Origin of the sequence: Pseudomonas sp. IT-P12, assembly GCF_949767465.1 — a bacterium.
Taxonomy (GTDB): Bacteria; Pseudomonadota; Gammaproteobacteria; order Pseudomonadales; family Pseudomonadaceae; genus Aquipseudomonas.
This window is the reverse complement of record NZ_CATKPY010000024.1, coordinates 498,729-520,753: the sequence shown is the minus strand read 5'-3', so window position 1 is coordinate 520,753 and position 22,025 is coordinate 498,729. Positions and strand designations below refer to the sequence as shown.

Here is a 22,025-nt window from a genome sequence, read left to right as displayed (position 1 = left end):
CTTTTTCAAGGCATCTCGAACCGCTACTGCGCAGCTTTATAGCCCGCGCGAGCGCACCCGACGTGCTTCCAAGGCCCAGCAGGACCGGACGGGATTGCGTTTCTCTTGAACGTCATTCGCGCCAGGCAAGACTCCCATTGGGCCAAGCCCTAACTAAAACAGGATTACTCATGTCCTTTGCTTCCCTCGGTCTCTCCGAGGCTTTGGTCCGCGCTATCGAAGACGCGGGCTATACCGAGCCTACTCCGGTGCAACAGCGGGCCATCCCCGCCGTGTTGCAAGGTCGCGACCTGATGGTTGCGGCACAGACAGGTACTGGTAAAACCGGCGGCTTCGCCCTTCCGATTCTGGAGCGGTTGTTCCCCAACGGTCACCCGGACAAATCCCAGCGTCACGGCCCGCGCCAACCGCGCGTGCTGGTCCTGACCCCGACCCGCGAACTCGCGGCCCAGGTTCACGAGAGCTTCAAGGTCTACGCCCGTGACCTGAAATTCGTCAGTGCCTGCATCTTCGGCGGCGTCGGCATGAACCCGCAGGTTCAGGCCATGGCCCGCGGTGTCGACGTGTTGGTCGCCTGCCCCGGTCGCCTGCTCGACCTCGCCGGCCAGGGCAGCGTCGACTTGTCCCACGTGGAAATTCTCGTGCTGGACGAAGCCGACCGCATGCTCGACATGGGCTTTGTCCATGACGTGAAGAAGGTCCTGGCCCGCCTGCCGGCCAAACGGCAGAACCTGCTGTTCTCGGCGACCTTCTCCAAGGACATCACCGACCTCGCCGGCAAGCTGCTGCACAACCCCGAGCGCATCGAGGTCACGCCGCCGAACACCACGGTCGAACGTATCGAGCAGCGGGTGTTCCGCCTGCCGGCGAACCACAAGCGTTCGCTGCTGGCGCACCTGATCACCGCCGGCGCCTGGGAACAGGTGCTGGTGTTCACGCGCACCAAGCACGGCGCCAACCGCCTGGCCGAGTACCTGGACAAGCATGGCCTGAGCGCCGTCGCGATCCACGGCAACAAGAGCCAGAACGCGCGCACCAAGGCCCTGGCTGACTTCAAGGCCGGTTCCGTGCGTATTCTGGTCGCCACCGACATCGCCGCGCGCGGCCTGGACATCGACCAGTTGCCCCACGTGGTCAACTTCGAATTGCCGAACGTCGACGAAGATTACGTACACCGTATCGGCCGTACCGGCCGTGCCGGTCGTTCGGGCGAGGCGATCTCGCTGGTGGCCCCGGACGAAGAGAAGCTGCTGAAAAGCATCGAGCGCATGACCAAGCAGAAAATCGCCGACGGCGACCTGATGGGCTTCGACTCCAGTGCCGTGGAAGCCGAGAAACCTGAAGTGCGCGAGCGTCCGGATGTGCGTAACCCGCGCAACCCACGTGGCCCGCGCGGCGACGGCCCGAACGGCAGCGGCGGTGGCGGCGGTCGTAAAGACAAGGGCAAGGACAAGGGCAAGGAAAAATCGGCCGCCAGCGGTCGTGGCGAGCGCCCGGCACGCGAACAGAAGCCACGCGAAGGCACACCGGCTCGCGAGCAACAGCGCGCGGCAGCCCCACGCCCGGCACCTGATCGTGCCCCGGACGAGTTCCTGGACGACGATGTCGACAACTTCGGTAACCGAGTCGACTACGTGCCTCAGAGCAAACCGGCCCCGGGCCGAGGCCGCCGTCCGGGTGCTCCGGCACAGGGCACGGCTCCAGGTGCCGCAGGTGCTCCACGCAACGGCGGCAAGCCACAGGGCCGTCAAGGCGGTCCACGCGGCGACGGCGCCAACGGCTCCTCGTCCGGCAAGCGCAATGGCCCGCGCAATGGCGCGCCCCGTGACGGCCAGGCCCGCCGTGAAGAAGGTCGCAACCGCCGTCCGGCCCGTGACGATCAGCCGCGCTCGGAACCGGCCGTGCAGAACACCCGCAGCCCGGCGCCGAAGATCATTCACAAGGAGTCGAAATCCGATCGTTTCCCGACACCTGAACAGCTTGATCAATTGCCCGTGCGCCCTCGCGGTGAAAAACCGGCGTTGCTGACCCGCAACCGCTGAGTTTTCACGGCGACAAAAAATGCCCCGGTTCGCAAGAGCCGGGGCATTTTTCATGCCTCACGAAAACCCCATGTAGGCGCGAGCCCTGATACCTGGCCAAAAAAAACGCCCGCCCTCGTGAGAGGGCGGGCGTCTGTGTGTGGCGGGCGAAAATTACTTCGCTTTCACACCTTCAAACGATACGTACAGCTCGACCGCATCGGACTTCGGCCCCAGGTCTTTCTGCTTGCCGAAATCGGAACGCTTGATGGTGGTGGTGCCTTCGAAGCCGGCACGGTAGCCGCCCCATGGATCCTTGCCTTCACCCAGGAAGGTCGCCTTGACCACCACCGGCTTGGTCACGCCCAGGATGGTCAGGTCGCCGGTCACGTCAGCGGTGTTGGCACCGGTGGACTTGACGCTGGTGGAGACAAACGTTGCCTTGGCGAATTTGCTCGCGTTCAGGAAGTCAGCGCTGGCGATGTGCTTGTCACGCTCGGCGTGGTTGGTGAACACACTGGCGGTGTTGACGTTGAACTCGATCTTGCTGTCTTCAGGCTTGGCAGCGTCGAAGCTGAACTTGCCGTCGATGTCCTTGAAGGTACCGGTGATGAAGCTGTAGCCCAGGTGGCTGATCTTGAAGTCGACGAAGGCGTGCTGGCCTTCCTTGTCGACGACGTAGTCAGCGGCCATTACGTTGGCGGACAGTACGGCAGAACCGATTGCCAGAGCGGCCAGAGTCTTTTTCAACATGCTTTCTTTTCCTTTGAGTCGAGGTTGAATTTCAGGCTTTGCGACCGAGCATTCGCGTCAGGGTCGCATCACGATCGATAAAGTGGTGCTTCAATGCTGCCAACGCATGGAGACCGGAGAAAATTACCAGCGCCCACGCCAGGTACAGGTGAATCACCCCAGCGGTATCTGCCTGATCCGGTAGTCCGGAGATCAATGCAGGCACTTCAAACAGGCCAAACACCGGGATACCGACACCGTCTGCGGTGGAAATCAGGTAACCGGCAATCATCACAGCGAACAGAACGAAGTAGAGAAACCCATGGCCGAATTTGGCGCCAATGCGGGTCATCCGGCTGTAGCTTTGCAGCGTCGGTGGCGGTGGGCTGACAAAGCGCCACAGCACCCGCAGCAGCATCACACCCAACAGCACCAGTCCGATGCTCTTGTGCAGGTCCGGCGCGTCTTTGCGCCAGGTGCTGTAGTAGTCCAGCCCCACCATCCACAGGCCGAGTGCGAACAGCCCGAAGACCGCCAGCGCCACGCCCCAATGCATGAAGATGCTGATCCAACCATAGCGTGAAGAAGAGTTACGTAGCTGCATTGCCCAAATCCTGTGAGAACTGCGAACCAAGACTATCGAGTTATCTATCGAATTAAAGCGGAAAATTTTGCTTTGAAATATCGAGAAATACGATCAAGAGTCTGAAATAGACGCGTTAAGGAAAGATTAAAGGCGAATTTGTGGCTGGATGTTAGTGGCAGGCTGGGAATTTGTGCCGTCTCCATCGCCGGTAAGCCAGTCGCGCGCCCACCGGGAATACTGTGGGGCGCGAACCTGCTCGCGAATCGGTCTGACGGGCAATAAAAAAGCGCGGCATCAGAGCCGCGCTTTTCGTTCATCGCAAGGCCTTACTGCGCCTTGGTCTCAGTGGCCACTGGCTTCTTGACCGGCTCGGCCTTTTTTGCCGGCGCCTTGGCCGGGGCCTTTTTCGCCTCGGTCTTGGCCGCCGGTTTTTTCACCGGGGCCTTGGCCGGGGCTTTCTTCGCCGGCTCGGCTTTCACCGGTGCGGCAGGTTTCGCCGCTTCCACCGGTGCAGGGGCCGGTGTTGGCGCAGGCGCAGGCGCCGGGACGGGAGCTGGCGCCGGGGCAGGCTCTGGCGCCTTCACCGGTTCCGGTTTCTTGTCGTCATCGGAGCCGCCAAACAGGTTGCTGAAGAAGTTGCCCTTCTTCGCCGCCACTGCGCCAGCCGCTGCAGCGGTCGCTGCCGGGACCACTTTCGCCGGTTCGAACGACTTGCCGGCAGCCAGGTCTTCCACCTGACTGGCCGCCCGCTGACCAGTGCGCAGCGCACCTTCCAGGGTGCCCGGGTACAGGGTGTCGGTGTGTTCGCCCGCAAAGGCTACGCGCTGAACCGGACGCTCCCACAGGCGCCAGAACTTGCTGATCTGGCCCGGACCGAAGGCCAGGTAGGCGCCCCCCATCGACGGGTCGGTGCTGTAGCGACGGATTTCATAACCGGTGAACGAACCCCGCGCCTGTGGATAAAACGCGTGCAGACGGATCAGCACCTGATCGGCCATCTGCTTGTCGCCGAACGCCTGCATGACGCGTGCGTTGTCGCCGGACAGGTTGATCACCACATTGGCGCCGCCCTTGAGTGCCGGCTCGACCCACAACATGCCGAGCCCGGTGTTGCTGTAGATTTCGCCGGACATGCGCGCCTTGCTTTCCCACACCGGCGTCTTGAACTTGAGCATGATCTGGTCGCGCCAGCCGTAGTTGGTGCCCTTGATCGCCGCCAGGTGCTGGGCATCCAGCGCCGGTGTCATCTGGATCTTGTTCAGTGCGCGCAATGGCACGGCCAGGACCACGTAGTCAGCCTGATAACCGACGCTGCCGACCTTGACCGTCACACCGTCCTTGTCCTGGCTGATCGCCGATACCGGCGAGCTGGTCTTGATGACTTTCAGCTGTTTGACGAAAGCCTGGGCCAGCACCGGGCTGCCACCGACCAGGCGCGAAGCGCGCAGGTCACGGTCGGAGACGCCACGGTAGACGCGGTTCTGCTGCGCGAAATACAGCAGCGACAGGCGCGAAGGTTCGTCATAACGGGAGCGAATCTGCTGGTTCACCAACTGACGGGCCGTGGCCGGCAGGTTCAGGCGATCGAGCCAGTTGGACACGTTGATCTGGTCCAGGGCATGCAGGGTGTTGTTGGCGGCCGGGTTCAGCGGGTCTTCGATGGAGCGCGCCAGGTCATCCAGGGTCTTTTCGTAGCGTTTCAACGCCTCGGCGGTCGCCGGCTCCTTGGTGGTGAGGTCGGCGGCGGTGTAATACACGCCGTCGATCAGGTAGCCGGGCGTGCGCACGAACTCGGGAGCCGGCGTGGTGCTGAGCTTGAAGGTGGACACGTATTTGTTCAGCACCGGCTGGGTCTTGTCGTTGCCGATCCATTCGCTGGTGGCCATGCCGGAACGACCGCCCAGGCTCGGCTTGGCTTCCAGCAGGGTGACCTGCCAGCCCTTGTTCTGCAGTTCATACGCCGCCGTCAGGCCGGAAAGCCCGCCGCCGATCACGATTGCGGTTTTATCCTTGGCCAGCGCTGACACGCTGAACAGCCCCAACATCACCAGCGCACAGGCGCGCAGCCAACCAGCAGACATTCAGCGAACTCCGGAAATACACGTAGGAAAAGGCAGCTTCACGAGCCAGACGACTCAAAGAGTCGCGAAGAATACGTCAGCCATCATTGGGCCGCCAGCGACGTCTATCGCCCCATACAAAGTAGCTCAATCGACACAATGGGTTGTTCCTGTGCGACGCATTGCATAGGCTTGCGCGATTGTATGTCCGCGCATGTCGCGGATTGCCTCGAGGAGACCGAACATGGGCCTGAACAATCAGTGGATGCAACGCGATCTCGCGGTGCTGTGGCATCCCTGCACCCAGATGAAAGACCACGAACAGCTGCCGCTGATCCCGATCAAGCGCGGCGAAGGCGTGTGGCTCGAGGATTTCGAAGGCAAGCGCTACCTCGATGCCGTCAGCTCCTGGTGGGTCAACGTGTTTGGCCACGCCAACCCGCGCATCAACCAGCGGATCAAGGATCAGGTCGATCAGCTGGAACACGTGATCCTTGCCGGTTTCAGCCATCAACCGGTGATCGAGCTGTCCGAGCGCCTGGTGAACATGACCCCGCAAGGCCTGAACCGGGTGTTCTACGCCGATAACGGTTCGTCCTGCATCGAAGTTGCGCTGAAAATGAGCTTTCACTACTGGCTCAACCGTGGCCAGCCGGACAAGAAGCGCTTCGTCACCCTGACCAACAGCTACCACGGCGAGACCATGGCGGCGATGGCGGTGGGCGATGTGCCGCTGTTCACCGAAACCTACAAAGCCCTGCTGATGGACACGATCAAGGTGCCGAGCCCGGACTGCTACCTGCGTCCGGAGGGCATGGGCTGGGAAGAACATTCGCGCAACCTGTTCGCCGCCATGGAACAGACCCTCGCCGAGCACCATGCCAGCGTCGCGGCGGTGATCGTCGAACCCTTGATCCAGGGCGCCGGTGGCATGCGCATGTATCACCCGGTGTACCTCAAATTGCTGCGTGAAGCCTGCGACCGTTACGGGGTGCACCTGATCCATGACGAAATCGCCGTCGGCTTCGGCCGCACCGGCACGATGTTCGCCTGCGAACAGGCCGGCATCCGCCCGGACTTCCTGTGCCTGTCCAAGGCCCTGACCGGGGGTTACCTGCCGCTGGCGGCATGCCTGACCACCGATGAGGTCTACAGCGCGTTCTACGATGATTACCCGACCCTGCGCGCCTTCCTGCACTCCCACAGCTACACCGGCAATCCGCTGGCCTGTGCGGCGGCGCTGGCGACGCTGGATATCTTCGAAGAAGACAACGTCATCGAAAACAACAAGGCGCTGGCCCGGCGCATGGCCTCGTCCACCGCGCACCTGGCCGACCATGCGAACGTCTCGGAGATTCGCCAGACCGGCATGGTCCTGGCGATCGAGATGGTCAAGGACAAGGCGACCCGGGAAGCTTATCCCTGGCAGGAGCGCCGTGGCATGAAGGTGTTCCAGCACGCGCTGGAGCGCGGAGCCCTGCTCAGGCCGTTGGGCAGCGTGGTGTATTTCCTGCCGCCGTACGTGATCACCCCGGAGCAGATCGATTTCCTGGCCGAAGTGGCCAGCGAAGGGATCGACATCGCCACCCGCGACAGTGTCAGCGTGGCGGTGCCGAAGGACTTTCATCCGGGTTTCCGTGACCCGGGCTGATGGTCCGGTGTTCGGGCCTGCCCCATCGCGAGCAGGCTCGCGCCCACAGGGTTCAGGTCTGCCACGGCCCCCGCTCGCGATTGCAGTCAACGCCGATTCAAATGATTCACACCTTTGCAGAGACCCGAAATGAGACTGTCCCGCTTCTTTATCGACGCCCCCCTGAGCACCGGCGAGCACGAGCTGCCCGAGGCCCAGGCGCATTACATCAGCCGCGTTCTGCGCATGGCCGAGGGCGATGCGTTGCAGTTGTTCGACGGTTCGGGTGACGAATTCCGGGCCACGCTGGTGGACGTCGGCAAGAAGCGCGTCGTGGTGCAGATCGATGAACGCTTCGCCGGCCAGGTCGAGTCGCCGTTGCAGATCCATCTCGGCCAGGGCCTGTCCCGTGGCGAGCGTATGGACTGGGCCATTCAGAAAGCCACCGAACTGGGCGCGAGTGAGATCACCCCGATTTTCAGCGAGCGTTGTGAAGTTCGCCTCAAGGATGAACGCGCCGACAAGCGCCTGCTGCACTGGCGCCAGGTGGCGATCAGCGCCTGTGAACAGTGTGGCCGCTCAAGGGTGCCGGTGATTCATCCGCCGGTGCTGCTGGCCGATTGGCTGAAGCAGACCGAAGCGGACCTCAAGCTGGTGCTGCACCCGGTGGCCGAGCCGCTGGTGAGTCACGCCAAACCGGCGACGCTGGCATTCCTGATCGGGCCGGAGGGCGGGTTGTCGGATGCGGAAGTGGCACAGGCCAATGCCAGTGGTTTCCATGCCGCCCGCCTCGGTCCGCGGGTCTTGCGGACCGAGACAGCGCCGGTGGTGGCGCTGTCGGTCGCCCAGCAGCTTTGGGGCGATTTCTAGGCCGCCCTCGCTGGCGGTCCCGGAAGGTATTTACTGCACCGGATCACTCACCGGCCGGGCAATGATCGCCTTGAGCTCGCTGGTCATCGGGAACTCGAGGTTCAGGCCCTTCGGCGGAATCGGCTGTTCGAACCAGCGCTGATAGATGCCGTTGATTTCACCTGAGCTGTACAGCTCGCCAAGCACCCCGTTGACCAGCGCCAGGAACTGCGGATCGTCCTTGCGCACCATGCAGCTGTAGATCTCCCGCGACTGTTCCTTGCCGACCACCACCCACTTGTGCGGATCGTGGGCCTTGGCGCGCTCGCCGTAGAGCAGCGCGTCATCCATGTAGAACGCCGCGGCACGGCCCGACTGCAGCATCTGGAAGGCTTCGCCGTGGTCCTTGGCGCTGATCACGAACATGTCGGCCTTGTTGTCGACGTTGTAGCTTTTCAGGAAGCGTTCGTTGGTGGTGCCGGCGGTGGTCACCACGTTTTTGCCACGCAGGTCGTCGAAGCCCTGGATGCCGCTGTCCCTGGCGGTCAGCAACTGGCCTTTGACGTAAATGAAACCGTAGGAAAATGCCACCTGCTTCTGGCGCTCGGCGGTCACCCCGGTAGAGCCGCATTCCAGGTCCACGGTGCCGTTCTGCACCAGCGGAATACGGGTTTGCGAGGTCACCAGGTTGTATTTGACCTTGAGGTCCGGCAGCGCCAGCTGCTGCTGGATGCGCTCGACAACCTTGCTCGCCAGGTCCACCGAATACCCCATGGGCTTGCCTGTGTGATCACCCACGTAGGAGAACGGCACCGACGCATCGCGATAGCCCAGGGTGATGCTGCGGGCACTGGCGATCTTGCCCAATGTACCGGTCAGCGGCGCTTCGTTGGCCTGGACCTGGCTGCCGAGCAACAGTCCGAGGGTGCAGCCGAGCAACGTGATTTTTTGCATTGTTATTCTCCGTTGTGGGTGAGGGTGTTTCACAAGCGAGCGGCGATGACGGTGATTTCCACGAGCACCTGCGGTCGGGCCAGTTGCGCCTGCACCGTGGTCCGGCTGGGCGCGTGCCCCGGCGACAGCCAGGCCGACCACACTTCGTTCATCGCGGCAAAATCCTCGGTGATGTTTTTCAGGTAAATGGTGGCGCTGAGCAAATGATCCTTGTCGCTGCCGGCTTCAGCCAGCAGTGCGTCGATCCTGGCCAGTACTTCACGGGTCTGGCCGCTGGCATCCGTGGCCTCGCCCGGCACCTGGCCGGACAGAAACACCAGGTCGCCGAAGGTCACGGCAGCGGACAGGCGCGGGTTTGTGTGCAGGCGTTGAATCGTCATGACGCAGACTCCTTGTTGGACAGGCATTCAGGCGGCACGGTGGTTGAAACCGTGCAAGTCGATGGAAGGTTGACGCTGGCCGATCAGCTCGCTGAGCAATCGCCCGCTTCCGCACGCGAGCGTGAAACCCAACGCACCGTGGCCAAGGTTGAGCCACAGGTTGCGATACGCCGTTGGCCCCAGCAACGGTACGCCGCTGGGCGTCGCCGGACGCATGCCGGCCCACTCCACGGCGTTGTCGTAGTCACCGGCCTGGGGAAAGGTGTCGCGGGCCTGGCGCTTGATCAGGGCCAGGCGCCTGGGGTCTACGGACGGGTCGAAGCCGACGATGTCGACCATCGCCGCCACTCGCAATTGTTCGCCGATCCGGGCGTAGACGATCTTGCGGTCATAGTCGGTGATGCTCACGTCCGGCGCCCGGTGGCCGGCGTCAATCGGTACGGTGAGGCTGTAGCCCTTGAGCGGGTAAAGCGGCAATTGCAGGCCGGGAAGATGCAGCAGCGGACTGCGGTGGCCTGCGGCAATCACCAGTTGATCGACGGCCAGCACCTGCTCCCCCAGCTCGATGGCATGGACGCTGCCATTGGCATGGCGAATCCCGGTCACCGCCTGCCCCAGTCGCCACTCGCAACGCCCGGAGGCGTTCAGCCTTGCGGCCAGCGACTGGCAGAAGGCGTGGCAGTCCCCCACCTCTTCGTCCGGGGTGTAAATCGCCCCCACGAACGGTCCGTCGGCCAGCGCCGGTTCCAGCGCCGCACACTCGCTCGCCGACAGCACCTGCTGCTGTTGCGGATCGGCCAGGCCGTGGCGCGCGTGCTCGAAGCTGCCCGCGTTGCGGAACGTCACCAATTTGCCGTTGCGCCGCCAATGAAAGCCGACCAGCCCGTCATCCTCGCGCCAGCGCTTGAGTGTGCCCTGGCTGAACAGCGCCAGGCGCAACAGGTGCGCGGCGTTTTCCCGGTTGACCGAACGGCGGCACGCGGCGAGGAACGACACCATCCAGCGCCATTGGGCCGGGTCGAAGCGCGGGCGCAGCTTCAACGGCGAGTCGCCGCGCAGCATCCAGCCGATCGCCTGCAACGGCACGCCGGCGTCGGCCAGCGGTGCGACGTAGCGATAGGAAAGCTGGCCGCCGTTGGCGAAACTGGTCTGGCTGCCCAGTGAGTCCCGCGCCTCGACCACCGTCACGTCAAAGCCATCGCGCACCAGCGCATAAGCCGTTGCCAGGCCAATCACGCCACCGCCGATGATGCATACACGCTGAGCCATGCCTGTCCTTGAAACCGTTATGAAGACCCGGACGAGGTTAGAGCCGAGTGACAGGCGGCGAACAATGAATAAAGATACCCATCCCATAAACAAAGGTTATGGACTGCCATGCGCCTTCGTCACATCGAGATTTTCCAGGCCATCCGCCAGACCGGCTCGATCAGCGCCGCCGCGCAGTTGCTGCACGTCTCGCAACCGGCGGTGACCAAAGTGCTGCAGCATGCCGAGCAGCAACTGGGTTTCCCACTGTTCCTGCGGGTGCGCGGCAAGTTGCAGGTCACGCCCGAGGCCCTGGAACTGGAGCGTGAAGTCGACAAGGTCAGCGAAAGCCTGCAAGGCGTGCGACGCCTGGCCCAGAGCCTGCGCCGCCACCCCGGCCACAGTCTGAGGATCGGCGCCACCCCGGCCCTGGCCCTGTCATTGCTGCCCCCGGCCATTCACGAGTGGACCGGGCGTTACCCGGATATCGCCTGCGAACTGTCCAGTGCCCACAGCCGCGAACTGGTGCAGAACCTGCTGATGCGCGAAGTGGATGTCGCCCTGACCTTGCAGCCTCCGGATCACCCTGGACTGAAGTCGCAAGCCCTGGCGAGCGGGGTGCTGGTGGCGTTGGCGCCGAAGGGTTTCTGGCCAGAGGAAGACGTCGGCCAGGCGTTGCCGTTGATGGCGTTGGCGGGCGCGCCGTTGATTGGCTTGTCCAGCGCCGATCCACTGGCCGCCCGACTGGACAGCTACCTGGAGGCGGTCGAGCCGCCACCCCGGGTGCGCATTGCCGTGCAGACCTATTCGCTGGCCCGGGCGATGGTGGAATCCGGGGCCGGACTGGCGGTGATCGACCCGTTCACTGCCCTGGGCGCCGCGTGTGCCACGACGGCCATCCGCCCGCTGGCACCGCCGCTGCCGATCACCCTGTACGCTGTGACACGCGCGACAGAGCCGTTGCCGCATACATTGAATGACCTGTTGCAGATCTTCGGGCGGCGAGCGCAGGAGCAACTGGATCGGTTGGTTCCTGCCTCACTTCCCTGAGCAACCGCCCCCCCTGTGGGAGCGGGCTTGCTCGCGATGGCGTTATTTCAGTCGATATCGTTTGTGATTGAAATACAGCAATCGCGAGCAAGCCCGCTCCCACAGTTTTTGTTCATAGTACGTAGACCAGAATCGCCACGAAGTGCAGCAAACTCCCGGCAATCACGAACAGATGCCAGATTCCGTGGGCATGCCGCAGGCGATGATCCAGGGCAAAGAAGATAATCCCCACGGTGTACAGGATCCCGCCCGACGCCAGCCAGGCAAACCCGGTCGTGCCCAACGCCGAGAGCAACGGATTGACCGCTATCAGCACGATCCAGCCCATCACCGCGTAGATCACGATCGACAGGATTCGCGCGTCCGAACGCGGCTTGATTTCCTGCAGGATGCCAATCAGCGCCAGGCCCCAGACAATGCCGAACAACGTCCAGCCCCACGGCCCCCGCAGGGTGACCAGGCAAAACGGCGTGTAGCTGCCGGCAATCAACAGATAGATCGAAAAGTGATCGACCTTCTGCATGATCGCTTTCTTGCGCCCGCGCACGCTGTGATACACCGTCGACGCACTGTAGAGCGCCATCAAGGTGAAACCGTAGATCGCCACGCTGACAATCTTCCACGGGCTGCCGTCCATGGCCGCGATCACCAGCATCCACACCATCCCGACCGTCGCCGCCACTGCCCCGACCAGATGCGTCCAGGCGTTCAGTTTTTCCCCGTGATACATGCGTCGCTCACCTCCAAAACCAATACAGCATTGCGCAAGGCTCAGGCTTCGAGCGTAAAAGCGCAATGTTTCCAAACGACATCGACAACAATAATTGGGCACAATCAGCTCATTCCAATAAGAGTCCGGCCCATGCTGATCGACGAAGAGTTGACCCTGAAAAAACTCGAGGTGTTCCTGGCCTTCATGCGTACCGGCAACCTGGCTCGGGCCGCCGCCGAGTTGCAGACCAGCAACGTCAGCGTGCACCGCGCCATCCACTCCCTGGAAAGCGCCTTGCGCTGTCCGCTGTTCAAGCACGAAGGCCGCAACCTGACGCCGCTGGAAAGCGCCTATGTGCTGGAAGAACGGGCGCAGAAGCTGATCCAGGACGTGGTCGAAAGCGTGCGCCTGACCCGCGAAGCCGCCGGTTTCTCCGCCGAGCGCTTCAAGCTGGGGTCGCTGTACTCACTGACGGTGAAGACGGTGCCGCAGCTGATCATGGGCCTGAAAATCCGCCGCAGCGAACTCAACATCGACCTGATCCTGGGCTCGAATTTCGACCTGCTGTACAAGCTCAAGAACATGGAAGTCGATGCGATCCTGGTGTCGCTGGACGACAGCGTGAATGACCCGGATTGCGAACATATCCCGCTGTTTTCCGATGACATTTTCCTGGCGACCCCGGCAGATTCGCGGTTCGCCCAGCGCACCGAGGTCGACCTGGCCGAAGTGCGCGACGAAACCTTCATCACCCTGACCCAGGGCTTCGCCACGCACCAGGACGGGAACCGCGTGTTCAGCCAGGCCGGGTTCGAGCCGAAGGTGGCGATGCAGGTCAACGACATCTTCACCTTGCTCAGCATGGTCAGTTCGGGGGTGGGTTATGCGCTGCTGCCGGGGCGGATTGCGGCGGTGTACGAGAACCGGGTGAAGCTGATCCCGTTGCAGGAAAAGTATCGGCTGCAGCAGCACATCGGTGTGGTGTTTCTCAAGGCCAAGGAGCGCGATCCGAACCTGCTGGCATTGTTGGCGGAGTGCCGGATGTACGCCAATCGGCAGGCTTGAGAGCGAGTCGTCCCTGTCGCGAGCAGGCTCGCTCCCACAAGGAAATCCAGGGTGGGAGCGAGACCGGCTTGCCGGCGATGGCGCCGGCCCTGTCAATGACGGTGCAAGGGGTTATCCCACAATCCCGCGAACAATGAAGTACAACACCGAAGGCCCCATCAGGCAGCCCAGCCCGGTATGGAACGTCGCCGTCAGCGCGCCATAAGGCACCAATCGCCGGTCCGTCGCCGCCAGCCCTGCCGTGACACCGCTGACCGTTCCGGCGAGCCCACCGAACACCATGGCCGAGCGCGGGTTGTCCAGGCCCATCCAGCGCGCCGCCACCGGCGTGCCGACCATCACCAGAATCGCCTTGATCAAGCCGGTGGCAATCGACAACGCCATCACATCCGAACTCGCACCGATCGCGGCGCCCGTCACCGGCCCGACGATGTACGTCACCGCGCCCGCGCCGATGGTGGTCATGCTCACCGCGTCGCGGTAGCCGAACGCCCAGGCCATGCAGGCCCCGACAATGAACGGCAACACCGTTCCCAGCAGCAGCGCGATCACCCCGATCAGACCGGCCTTTTTCGCCTCGGTCGCCTGCACCTCGAACGCGGTGGCGACGATGGCGAAATCGCGCAGCATCGCACCGCCCATCAACCCGATGCCGGAAAACAGCGTCAGGTCCGCCAGGCCCTTTTGCCCGCCGGTCATGGTGCCGCCGACCCAGGCCAGGACCAGCCCGATGACAATGGCAATCGCCGAGCCATGGATACGCCCGAACGTCAGGCGTTTCGACAGAATCACCGATACCCACATGATCACGCCCACAAAGGCGAACGCCGTGATCAGACCGTTATGCTCCAGACCTTTCTCGATGAGATCCCACATATCAGCGACCTCCTACCGGCGTGCCAGCGGGAGACAGATCTTGCGGCTCATCGGGCAAGGGATCGCCCTTGTGGGTCCGGCTGATCAAGGCAATGGTGCAACCGCAGAGCACCACCGAGCCGATCGCCGCCAGCACCGCCACCGGACCGCCATGCAGGGCCGTCACGACATTTTGTTGCGCCGCCATCGCCACCACGACCGGAATGTACATCGCGCCCCAGAAGCCGACGCCCATGTCGCATTCCTTGGTCATGCCGCCGCGCCTGTGCATCCACAACCGCGCGCAGATCAGCAGGATCATCGCGATCCCGACCCCGCCCACGTTGGATTTCACACCCAGCAACACGCCCAGCATGTCGCCCATGATCACCCCTGCCAGCGTACAGATCGCCAACAGCGCCACACCGTAAATAATCATTGTTGTTGTCCTCAAAGTGCATCGTCGAATGTTGTTTTTGTTGTTCGAAGGCCTGAGTCGGTGATTTAAAGTTGGTGGCTTCCCTCCTCTCGCAACAGCGCCTGCAAGGTATCCAGCCGCGCACCGTCGAAAGCCATCACGGTGCCCTGCTCGAACACCCGGCGCGCCAGCCCGGTCAACACCGCACCGGGCGGCAGTTCGATCTGTAGACGTACGCCCCGCTCGTAGGCGCTTTGCACCGTGCCGCGCCAATCCACCACGCGGCACATGTTGAACGCGAGGTCGTCGCGCAAGGCGTCGGGCTTGACCACGGGCCGTGCACGGCTGCCGCTCAGGTAACCCAAAACCGGGGTGTTCAGTGTCACCCTGGCGAACGCTTGCGCCAGGGCTTTCGCCGGTGCCTCCAGCAGCGGGCAGTGGGAGGGCACGCTGACCGCGAGACGCTTGATCACACAGGTGCACGCCCCGCGACGCGCCTTCGCCAGCCCGGCCACGGCGTTCATCGCCTCATCGCTCCCGGCGATCACCACCTGGTTATCGGCGTTGATGTTGGCCAGGTAAACCGGTGAATCGGTGCTGTGCACCTGCGCCAGCAACGCTTCCACCGTCGCCAGGTCCAGGCCGATGATTGCCGTCATGCCATAGCCCTGCGGATAGGCCTGTTGCATCAGCTCACCGCGCAGGCTGACCAGCTGCAATGCATCGCTAAAACTCAATGCGCCCGCCACCACCGCCGCCGGGTAGGCGCCGATGGACAGGCCCGCAACGTAGTCCGGCGCCATCGCCAGCTGACGTGCGGCGGCCACCCCCGCGATCAGCAGGCACAGCTGAACGGCCCGTGTCGACTTCAACGCGTCGGCCGCATCCAGCCGCAGGACGTCCTCGCCCAAGACGTCACTGGCCTCGATCAACGTTGGCGCCGGCAAGCGATGAAGCATGCCCGGCTGCTGCGCGCCCTGGCCGGGAAACACCAGCAGGCTGCTCATGCCACCTGCTCCTGCGGCTGCCACGGATCCGCGACCAGACAGGCTGCGCTGGCATTTTTCAGTAACACCCGGTGTGCCGCACCGGCCCACTCACGCAGGGCAACCGCGCCAAACGGCGTTTGCAATTGCATGTCGACCGGGCATACCGCCGAGTCCAGAATCTTCACCCAGGCCTGGGCCCGGGAGCGCTCCATCGGTTGTGGCGTGCGCAGGATCAGGTCGAGATCGCTGCCCTCGTGCAAGGCCCGAATACCGCTGGCCAACTCGAAGCCGGCGCTGCCGCTGACACCCCAGGTCCAACCGCACTCATCCAATACCGGACGCAACTGATCGAGCGCACGCAGGGCCGGCAAGTCGCGGTCCGTCGAGACATGACACAGGGCTTCCGGGCTCACGCAACGCTGGACCGACTCGACCGCCATCAGTGTCGCGTAACGCTGTTCGCGCAGGCGCCCACGCACGCCGACCGCGACCTGGCCCGGCGCACTCAGTGCACGCCGGACCACCACCGGCTGACCGGCGCGCAGCGACTCGACCGCCCAGCCCGGCGCGTCCGACGGCAACTGCCCGGGGGACATGCCCCAGAGCAGGTCGTGGGCCAGAAAAGTGCTCACCACTGCGCTCTCAGCAGTTGGCGAACCTGGCTCGACGCCGCGCGATTGCCGGCACCCAGGCGGCTGCTCAAATCGCGGCCGTTGGCGGCCACATCGCCGATGGCCTGGCTCAGGCACTCAGTGACCCGCGTCAGGTCGGCTGCGGTCGGTTGTTCGATCCGCTCCACCGACAGGGTTTCCCACAGCAAACCCAGGCCGGCATAGCTGTCGATGTCATAGGCCATCGGCGGCACGCTGGCGGCCAGCGCCTCGAGTTCTTCGACGCTGCGCAGGGTCACCCGCGCCGCCGAAGCCTTGCCCATTGCATGCACCATCACCCCCGGATCGCGCAACGCGATCAAGCGGTTGGCCTGATAACCGTGGGCCAGAAACGCTCCCGACATCGCCTTGCCCACCAGCAGCGCAATGACCGCGTGGCCGGCCAGCCGGGCGCGGGCGTAGCTGTCCGCCGCGCCGGCCAGGGCCTGGTGAATGCCGAGCGCTTCTTCGCGTCGGCCATAGGCCTGGCTCGGTACGTCGACGATGGCGATCAAGGGGCGCTTTTGCGCTTTCTGCGCATCGGCGACGATGACGTCATCCACCGCCTTGGCCAGTCCCCAGCCTTCGAGCAAGCCGACTTCGCCGTTGCGTGCCCGGACAAAACGGTTGTCGGGATCGGCCACCACCGCAATGAAGCGCACCGCCTGCCCGCCCAATACGCCATCGGCGACTTTCAACGACGCTGGCAAGCCTTCAACGGTGTTCGCCCCTGCACTCAGGGCGTTAAACCAGTGCAAACCCCTCAGGGAATACGAACTCATGGGCGCTCTCCTTGGTACAGGTGGCGAACCGTTGCCGGCTCGATTTGCGGCTCGGCGTCCAGGCGGGCCAGCCGTTGCAGAAACAGATCGGCCTGACGGCTGCGGGGCTGTTCCGGCAGGCCCTGGTGCAGCAACTCGCTGACTTGCTGCTGAATCTGCGCCACGTCGTCGGCGACATACCGATCTACCAGGCCACTGGCGAACCGCTGTTCGCCACCGGTCAGGCTCCAGATGAACGGCCGGTCGCGGGAGTCGTACTCCGCCAGCCCGGCTTCCTGTTCGATCACTTGCGGACCGTTCAAGCCCAGCCGGGCCTCCTGGGTCACCAGCAGGTAGCTGCACAACCCGGCGGCAATCGACATCCCGCCAAAGCAGCCCACACTGCCCGCCACCACCCCGACCACCGGTTGGTACTGGCGCAGGTCGACAATCGCCGCATGGATGTCGGCAATCGCCGCCAGCCCGAGGTTGGCTTCCTGCAGGCGCACGCCGCCGGTTTCCAGCAGCAACACGGCGCGCGTGGGAATGCCATTGCGGTTGTCTTCGGCCGCCAGCTCCAGGGCGCCGGCAATCTTCGCCCCGCCGACTTCTCCGAGGCTGCCGCCCTGGAACGCGCCTTCGATGGCCGCCAGCACCACTGGCAGACCACCAATGCTGCCCTTGGCGATCACCACGCCGTCATCCGCTTGCGGCACCACGCCCTGGCGCGCCAGCCATGGCGACATGATGCGTTGAAACGGGTCGAGCAATTCACGGAAGGTGCCGGCATCGAGCAAGGCTTTCGCCCGCTGCCGCGCACCCAGTTCGATAAAACTGCGCTTGTGCAGGAGTGCGGCGTTATCAGTCATGGCCAATCTCCTCGAAGCCTTGTTCCAGGCGTAAGCGAACCACCCCCGGCGTCGCGCCGAAGTCGTGGATGTCGATGGTCATGGCCGGTGGTGTCTGGCCGTCGAACATCCGCGCAAACAGATGCTGCCAGCGTTGTTCGCTGCCGTTGACCGACGTCTGTACGGTGATGCTCAGCGTGCCGGGTTGCCCCGGTTCGATCAGCACTTCCAGATCGCCGGAGCCGACACAGCCGACCAGGGTCCGTCCGCGCGGCGGCTGCCCGGCGGGAAATGCAAAAGTCAAGGTTTCCATCAAAACGCTCCCTGGTGGATGCCGTCAGCCGAGCCGATACGGTCGATGAACAGGCAGGCAGCGAGCAAGTCCGCTGCACCGCCGGGCGAGGCATTCAAGGCGATTAATTGTTCGTCCAGTTCATGCAGGCGCCGGCGACCGACGAGGCTGGCGCTGCCGCCCGCGTCGAGCACGGCCTGGGCGCCCTGTTGCATGGTGTGCAGGCCGGTTTCACCGGCGCGATAAAGCACGCAGGTGTCGGCCAGGCGCGTCATGATCGCCAGCAACGCATCGAGTCGGGCGTTCTGTTCGCCATGACCGGCGGCGCGGCTGCGCTGAAGTTGCGGCAACGCCCGTTGCATCACGGCGGGGAAGCCGAGCTGGGCTTCTTCACGGGCACCGTGCGCGCCGTAGCGCTGGGCCACCTGCGCGCCATGGCTCAAGGGGCGTGGCGCGTAGCGATCGTCGAGCAATGCCAGGCGCGCAGCGCGCAAGGTGATCGAGCTGGCCATGCAGGATTGCGGCGCCAGGGCGGCGGCGCTGACCAACAGCCCCAAGGCCCAGATGCCCCCGCGGTGGGTGTTCACCCCGCCGGTCGTGGCGAGCATGGCGTGCTCCCCTTCCCGGCCGATCCGCCCGATGGCTTCGCGCAGCGGCAAGGCGATTTCACCCAGCTCGATGGCGGCCTCGGCCATTTCCTTGAACGCCGGCCACAACGACAACGCCGAAGCGTGCATCAAGCCCAGGTGCAAATCGGTGTGTGCGCCATTGCCGCGACGGTCCACCAGCGCCGGTTTCGGCGACAGGTCGGCTTCGTCGATCAACGCGTCCACCGCCAGGTCCGCCAGCCGTTCAGCCAGGGTGAGAGGTTTGGGTTGCAGATTGAAGGCGTGCATTACCAGCTCCTGAACTTGGCGGGCGGGTTGTAGAGACCACCGGACCACTCGACCAGATCGGCCACACTCTTCGCCGCCAGCAGTTCGCGGGTGGCGTCGGTGCGGCGGATGCCGAGGTCTTCGGGCAAGGCGATCAACCCTTCGCGGCGCAGGCGCGCGGTGTCTTTCGGGTTGTGCCGCAGGCCGATGGCCGTCACGCCGGCAACAGCGGCGATCATGGCCTGACGCTCTTGCAGCGAGCGCGCCTTGTACAGGTAGGCGATGCCTTCTTCGGTCAGCAGGTGAGTGACGTCGTCGCCGTAGATCATGATCGGTGCCAGGGGCATCCCGCTTTTCCTGGCCACTTCCACGGCGTCGAGGGTTTCGACGAAGGTCGGTTTGCCGCCCTCCTGGAACGTCTCGACCATCTGCACCACGAGTTTCTTGCCGCGTTCGAGCATCGGCTCGGCCGCATCGCCGTGGCGCATGTCGAGCCACGCCGGCGTGCCGTGACGCCGCCCGCGTGGGTCGTGCCCCATGTTCGGCGCACCGCCGAAACCGGCGAGGCGGCCACGGGTCACAGTGGAGGAATGGCCATCGCCATCGACCTGCAGGGTGGCGCCGATGAACAGGTCCACCGCGTACTGCCCGGCCAGCTGGCTGAACATCCGGTTGGAACGCAAGGACCCATCGCGCCCGGTGAAGAACACGTCCGGCCGTGCGGCAATGTACTGCTCCATGCCCAGCTCGGTGCCGAAGCAATGCACGCTTTCCACCCAGCCGCTTTCGATGGCCGGGATCAGGGTCGGGTGCGGGTTGAGCGTCCAGTTGCGGCAGATCTTGCCCTTGAGGCCGAGGGATTCGCCGTAGGTCGGCAGGATCAGCTCGATGGCGGCGGTGTTGAAACCGATGCCGTGGTTCAGGGACTGGACGTTGTGTTTTTCGTAGATGCCACGGATCGCCATCATCGCCATCAACACGTGCACAGGCTTGATGTGCCGGGGGTCGCGGGTGAACAGCGGCTCGATGTAGAACGGCTTGTCGGCCACCACCACGAAATCGACCCAGGAGGCGGGAATGTCGACCCGAGGCAGGTCGCTGACGTCGTCCACCAACTGGTTGACCTGGACGATGACGATGCCGTCGCTGAACGCGGCCGGTTCGATCAGCGCCGGGGTGTCTTCGGTGCTGGGCCCGGTGTAGATGTTGCCGGCGCGGTCGGCCATGAAACCGGCCGAGAGCACGACGTTGGGAATCAGGTCCACCACCAGTCGCGCATAGAGCTCGATGTAAGTGTGGATGGCCCCGACTTCCAGCAGGCCGTCCTCCAGCAGCTGGCTGATGCGCAGGCTCTGGGTGCCGGCGAAGGAGAAGTCGAGCTTGCGGGCAATGCCGCGCTCGAACAGGTCCAGGTGCTCGGCGCGACCGACGCTGGGCATGATCATGTGCAGGTCGTGAAGCTTGCCCGGATCGGCCTTGGCTAGGGAGCGCGAAAGGAAATCCGCCTGCTTCTGGTTGTTGCCCTCCAGCACCACACGGTCGCCCGGCAGGATCAACGCCTCCAGTGCCGCCACAATGTTCTCGGTGGGCAGGACCACACCGTCAGCCAGGCCCTTGACCAGCTCCAGACGTCGCTGCTTCTCGCTGCGCCGCCGCGTCCATCGTGAGTCGGGGTTTAGTGTTGTTGTCATGACCACTCCACGGATTTGCTGTCGTGGGGGTCACCTTAGGAGGGTTGAACAGGGGCATCAATCAAGCACAGCGGCGGATCGTTACGCTCAGGTTAAGAGTCATATTTGGCGGGAATGTAATCTATCAACACGTAATAGGCGGATATTGTACTTATTGCCTATGACCCAAAAGACGATTCATGTCATTCCGATATTTCAAGTCGATGGCAATAAGCCCTCGTCGAACATCTGTCTGCGCCAAGCGTAACTGAAGCTCGAGATGCACAGCGCGCAGTAAATTTTTACTACGCTCCAAATCGCCCCAGTACGGGATTCTGGAAACCTCCGGAGGCGGAAATTTACCCGTAGCCGCTTGGTTTGCTCTCATCAGATCATTTCGATAGTAACTTCGATCAACTTTGGCTCCCAAATGGTTATCTCCCTTACGCAATCCAATGAGCGCATTCCCACCCATAGAGTCGGCGGCATTTTCGAGCAATGAGCCTCCGTTAGGCCGTCCGCCCCGAGGAGATGGATATTCGGAAGGCTGAATATGCGCGGCAGAATAACGTTTCGTTGCTGTATTGGGTTGAAATACACGAGTTGCCTGGTAATCAGAAACAGTAAAAGGACTGGAACTGCGCGTGACATGCTTGACCACGTCAATATCATTGGTACCCCATGAATACCATGGAACGCCTTTGAGTGAATTGGCCCGTGACTTTATGAAGCTGGATGTCGCGTGAGCAATCCACGGTGCAGAGAACCTTCCTGATTGATCCCCCCTGTTGACCGGGTCACCTGAGCAATAAGCATAAACATTCAACCCGCCCTTCCCGAACGGGCTCAGCCCGTCCGGGCTATTGAAGCGCTCAAGTACCGGACTGTATGCCCTGTGTCCGTTTCCCAATAAATAACACCTGGAAATTTCGTCCAATCGTTCGCCGTTGAAACCCAATAAAGTCGCTGAGCAGGTTTCAGAAAAACGATGGCCATAGGGTGAATAGCACATCGCTGACCGCGCCGTGTGGCTAACGGCGTACATCACTGTTCGCTGAAGATCGGTGGCTAACAAGTCAGTTGCACGGGTATCGGCAGCCCGTCGCTGCTGTGCCAACACCTGATCGCCGTGCTGCATGATAGTCGTTTGCAGGGAGCCCTCGATCTCCGTGGCCAGGCGGTCTATGCAGTAAAAACGTTGAAGCGTGGCAGACTGCTGCGTAGCGGTGCCAATCAGCCGGTCGAGCGGATCATATTGATAACGGCAGAGAACGCCGGCCTGAAGAGTGGACATGTCCGAACCCCTTGAGCGCCTTGATACATGCCGTCCAAACTTAACTGGCGCGAGCGGCGTGTCAACTATCAGAACTGCTAGGGCTT

At 63.2% G+C, this 22,025-nt stretch carries 22 protein-coding genes; 5 read left to right on the top strand and 17 right to left on the bottom strand.

The features are described 5' to 3' along the window. Nucleotides 1-170 precede the first annotated feature (170 nt). Nucleotides 171-2,042: a DEAD/DEAH box helicase gene (locus tag ACM6IM_RS23335; RefSeq protein ID WP_414866423.1), complete on the top strand. Its 1,872-nt coding sequence runs from the start codon at nt 171-173 to the stop codon at nt 2,040-2,042. 153 nt (nt 2,043-2,195) lie between these two features. On the opposite strand, the gene ACM6IM_RS23330 is transcribed toward ACM6IM_RS23335, so the two are convergent. From ACM6IM_RS23330 to ACM6IM_RS23320, 3 genes are all read right to left on the bottom strand, one after another. Then, nucleotides 2,196-2,774, bottom strand: a complete 579-nt coding sequence (locus ACM6IM_RS23330; RefSeq protein WP_045121911.1) for a YceI family protein — start codon at nt 2,772-2,774, stop codon at nt 2,196-2,198. Between the two features lie 31 nt (nt 2,775-2,805). Beyond that, on the bottom strand, nt 2,806-3,357 hold the full coding sequence (locus ACM6IM_RS23325; protein WP_414866422.1) for a cytochrome b: 552 nt from the start codon (nt 3,355-3,357) through the stop codon (nt 2,806-2,808). A 308-nt stretch (nt 3,358-3,665) separates the two neighbouring features. Then, nucleotides 3,666-5,420, bottom strand: a complete 1,755-nt coding sequence (locus ACM6IM_RS23320) for a flavin monoamine oxidase family protein (RefSeq protein ID WP_414866421.1) — start codon at nt 5,418-5,420, stop codon at nt 3,666-3,668. Nucleotides 5,421-5,643: 223 nt separating this feature from the next. Between ACM6IM_RS23320 and ACM6IM_RS23315 the strand changes: the two genes are divergently transcribed. After that, the gene (locus ACM6IM_RS23315; protein ID WP_414866420.1) at nt 5,644-7,050 is read left to right on the top strand and encodes an adenosylmethionine--8-amino-7-oxononanoate transaminase; all 1,407 of its coding nucleotides are present in this window, start codon (nt 5,644-5,646) and stop codon (nt 7,048-7,050) included. Nucleotides 7,051-7,179: 129 nt separating this feature from the next. Further along, the gene (locus ACM6IM_RS23310) at nt 7,180-7,899 is read left to right on the top strand and encodes a 16S rRNA (uracil(1498)-N(3))-methyltransferase (RefSeq protein WP_414866419.1); all 720 of its coding nucleotides are present in this window, start codon (nt 7,180-7,182) and stop codon (nt 7,897-7,899) included. A 30-nt stretch (nt 7,900-7,929) separates the two neighbouring features. On the opposite strand, the gene ACM6IM_RS23305 is transcribed toward ACM6IM_RS23310, so the two are convergent. The 3 genes from ACM6IM_RS23305 to ACM6IM_RS23295 are packed head-to-tail and all read right to left on the bottom strand — an operon-like array spanning nt 7,930 to nt 10,481. Then, nucleotides 7,930-8,832 carry a transporter substrate-binding domain-containing protein gene (locus ACM6IM_RS23305; protein ID WP_192306772.1) on the bottom strand — a complete coding sequence of 301 codons (903 nt, stop codon included), beginning with the start codon at nt 8,830-8,832 and terminating at the stop codon, nt 7,930-7,932. Between the two features lie 29 nt (nt 8,833-8,861). Beyond that, nucleotides 8,862-9,212, bottom strand: coding sequence for a RidA family protein (locus tag ACM6IM_RS23300; protein WP_192306773.1), 351 nt, complete (start codon nt 9,210-9,212; stop codon nt 8,862-8,864). 27 nt (nt 9,213-9,239) lie between these two features. Continuing rightward, nucleotides 9,240-10,481: a D-amino acid dehydrogenase gene (locus tag ACM6IM_RS23295; protein WP_414866418.1), complete on the bottom strand. Its 1,242-nt coding sequence runs from the start codon at nt 10,479-10,481 to the stop codon at nt 9,240-9,242. 108 nt (nt 10,482-10,589) lie between these two features. Between ACM6IM_RS23295 and ACM6IM_RS23290 the strand changes: the two genes are divergently transcribed. Then, entirely contained in the window at nt 10,590-11,510 is a 921-nt protein-coding gene (locus ACM6IM_RS23290) for a LysR family transcriptional regulator (protein WP_414866417.1), read from the top strand. A gap of 112 nt (nt 11,511-11,622) precedes the next feature. Here the strand turns inward: ACM6IM_RS23290 and trhA are convergent, their stop codons facing one another. Next, a complete protein-coding gene (gene trhA / locus ACM6IM_RS23285; RefSeq protein ID WP_201191680.1) occupies nt 11,623-12,240 on the bottom strand; it encodes a PAQR family membrane homeostasis protein TrhA in 618 nt (205 codons plus the stop codon). A gap of 132 nt (nt 12,241-12,372) precedes the next feature. On the opposite strand from trhA, the gene ACM6IM_RS23280 reads away from it, so the two are divergent. After that, nucleotides 12,373-13,287 (top strand): LysR substrate-binding domain-containing protein, encoded by a 915-nt coding sequence (locus ACM6IM_RS23280; protein ID WP_201191678.1) that lies wholly within the window; start codon nt 12,373-12,375, stop codon nt 13,285-13,287. A gap of 111 nt (nt 13,288-13,398) precedes the next feature. Here the strand turns inward: ACM6IM_RS23280 and madM are convergent, their stop codons facing one another. The 10 genes from madM to ACM6IM_RS23230 all read right to left on the bottom strand — a co-directional run bounded on the left by madM (nt 13,399) and on the right by ACM6IM_RS23230 (nt 21,939). Beyond that, a complete protein-coding gene (gene madM, locus ACM6IM_RS23275; protein WP_368555828.1) occupies nt 13,399-14,163 on the bottom strand; it encodes a malonate transporter subunit MadM in 765 nt (254 codons plus the stop codon). 1 nt (nt 14,164) lies between these two features. Beyond that, entirely contained in the window at nt 14,165-14,581 is a 417-nt protein-coding gene (gene madL / locus ACM6IM_RS23270) for a malonate transporter subunit MadL (protein ID WP_192306779.1), read from the bottom strand. Between the two features lie 65 nt (nt 14,582-14,646). Further along, nucleotides 14,647-15,567 (bottom strand): malonate decarboxylase subunit epsilon, encoded by a 921-nt coding sequence (mdcH, locus tag ACM6IM_RS23265; protein ID WP_414866416.1) that lies wholly within the window; start codon nt 15,565-15,567, stop codon nt 14,647-14,649. Next, the gene (locus ACM6IM_RS23260) at nt 15,564-16,184 is read right to left on the bottom strand and encodes a malonate decarboxylase holo-ACP synthase (protein ID WP_414866415.1); all 621 of its coding nucleotides are present in this window, start codon (nt 16,182-16,184) and stop codon (nt 15,564-15,566) included. Before ACM6IM_RS23260 ends, mdcH begins: the two co-directional genes overlap by 4 nt. Continuing rightward, a complete protein-coding gene (mdcE, locus tag ACM6IM_RS23255; RefSeq protein ID WP_201191669.1) occupies nt 16,178-16,981 on the bottom strand; it encodes a biotin-independent malonate decarboxylase subunit gamma in 804 nt (267 codons plus the stop codon). The genes ACM6IM_RS23260 and mdcE overlap by 7 nt, the downstream gene beginning before the upstream one ends. Further along, nucleotides 16,978-17,829 (bottom strand): biotin-independent malonate decarboxylase subunit beta, encoded by an 852-nt coding sequence (locus tag ACM6IM_RS23250; RefSeq protein WP_192306784.1) that lies wholly within the window; start codon nt 17,827-17,829, stop codon nt 16,978-16,980. The genes mdcE and ACM6IM_RS23250 overlap by 4 nt, the downstream gene beginning before the upstream one ends. Further along, nucleotides 17,822-18,121 carry a malonate decarboxylase subunit delta gene (locus ACM6IM_RS23245; RefSeq protein ID WP_201191667.1) on the bottom strand — a complete coding sequence of 100 codons (300 nt, stop codon included), beginning with the start codon at nt 18,119-18,121 and terminating at the stop codon, nt 17,822-17,824. Before ACM6IM_RS23245 ends, ACM6IM_RS23250 begins: the two co-directional genes overlap by 8 nt. After that, nucleotides 18,121-18,996 (bottom strand): triphosphoribosyl-dephospho-CoA synthase, encoded by an 876-nt coding sequence (locus tag ACM6IM_RS23240; RefSeq protein WP_414866414.1) that lies wholly within the window; start codon nt 18,994-18,996, stop codon nt 18,121-18,123. The genes ACM6IM_RS23245 and ACM6IM_RS23240 overlap by 1 nt, the downstream gene beginning before the upstream one ends. Next, nucleotides 18,996-20,666, bottom strand: coding sequence for a malonate decarboxylase subunit alpha (mdcA, locus tag ACM6IM_RS23235; RefSeq protein ID WP_201191663.1), 1,671 nt, complete (start codon nt 20,664-20,666; stop codon nt 18,996-18,998). Before mdcA ends, ACM6IM_RS23240 begins: the two co-directional genes overlap by 1 nt. 151 nt (nt 20,667-20,817) lie before the next feature. Further along, nucleotides 20,818-21,939 (bottom strand): RHS repeat-associated core domain-containing protein, encoded by a 1,122-nt coding sequence (locus tag ACM6IM_RS23230; RefSeq protein ID WP_414866413.1) that lies wholly within the window; start codon nt 21,937-21,939, stop codon nt 20,818-20,820. Between the last annotated feature and the right edge of the window lie 86 nt (nt 21,940-22,025).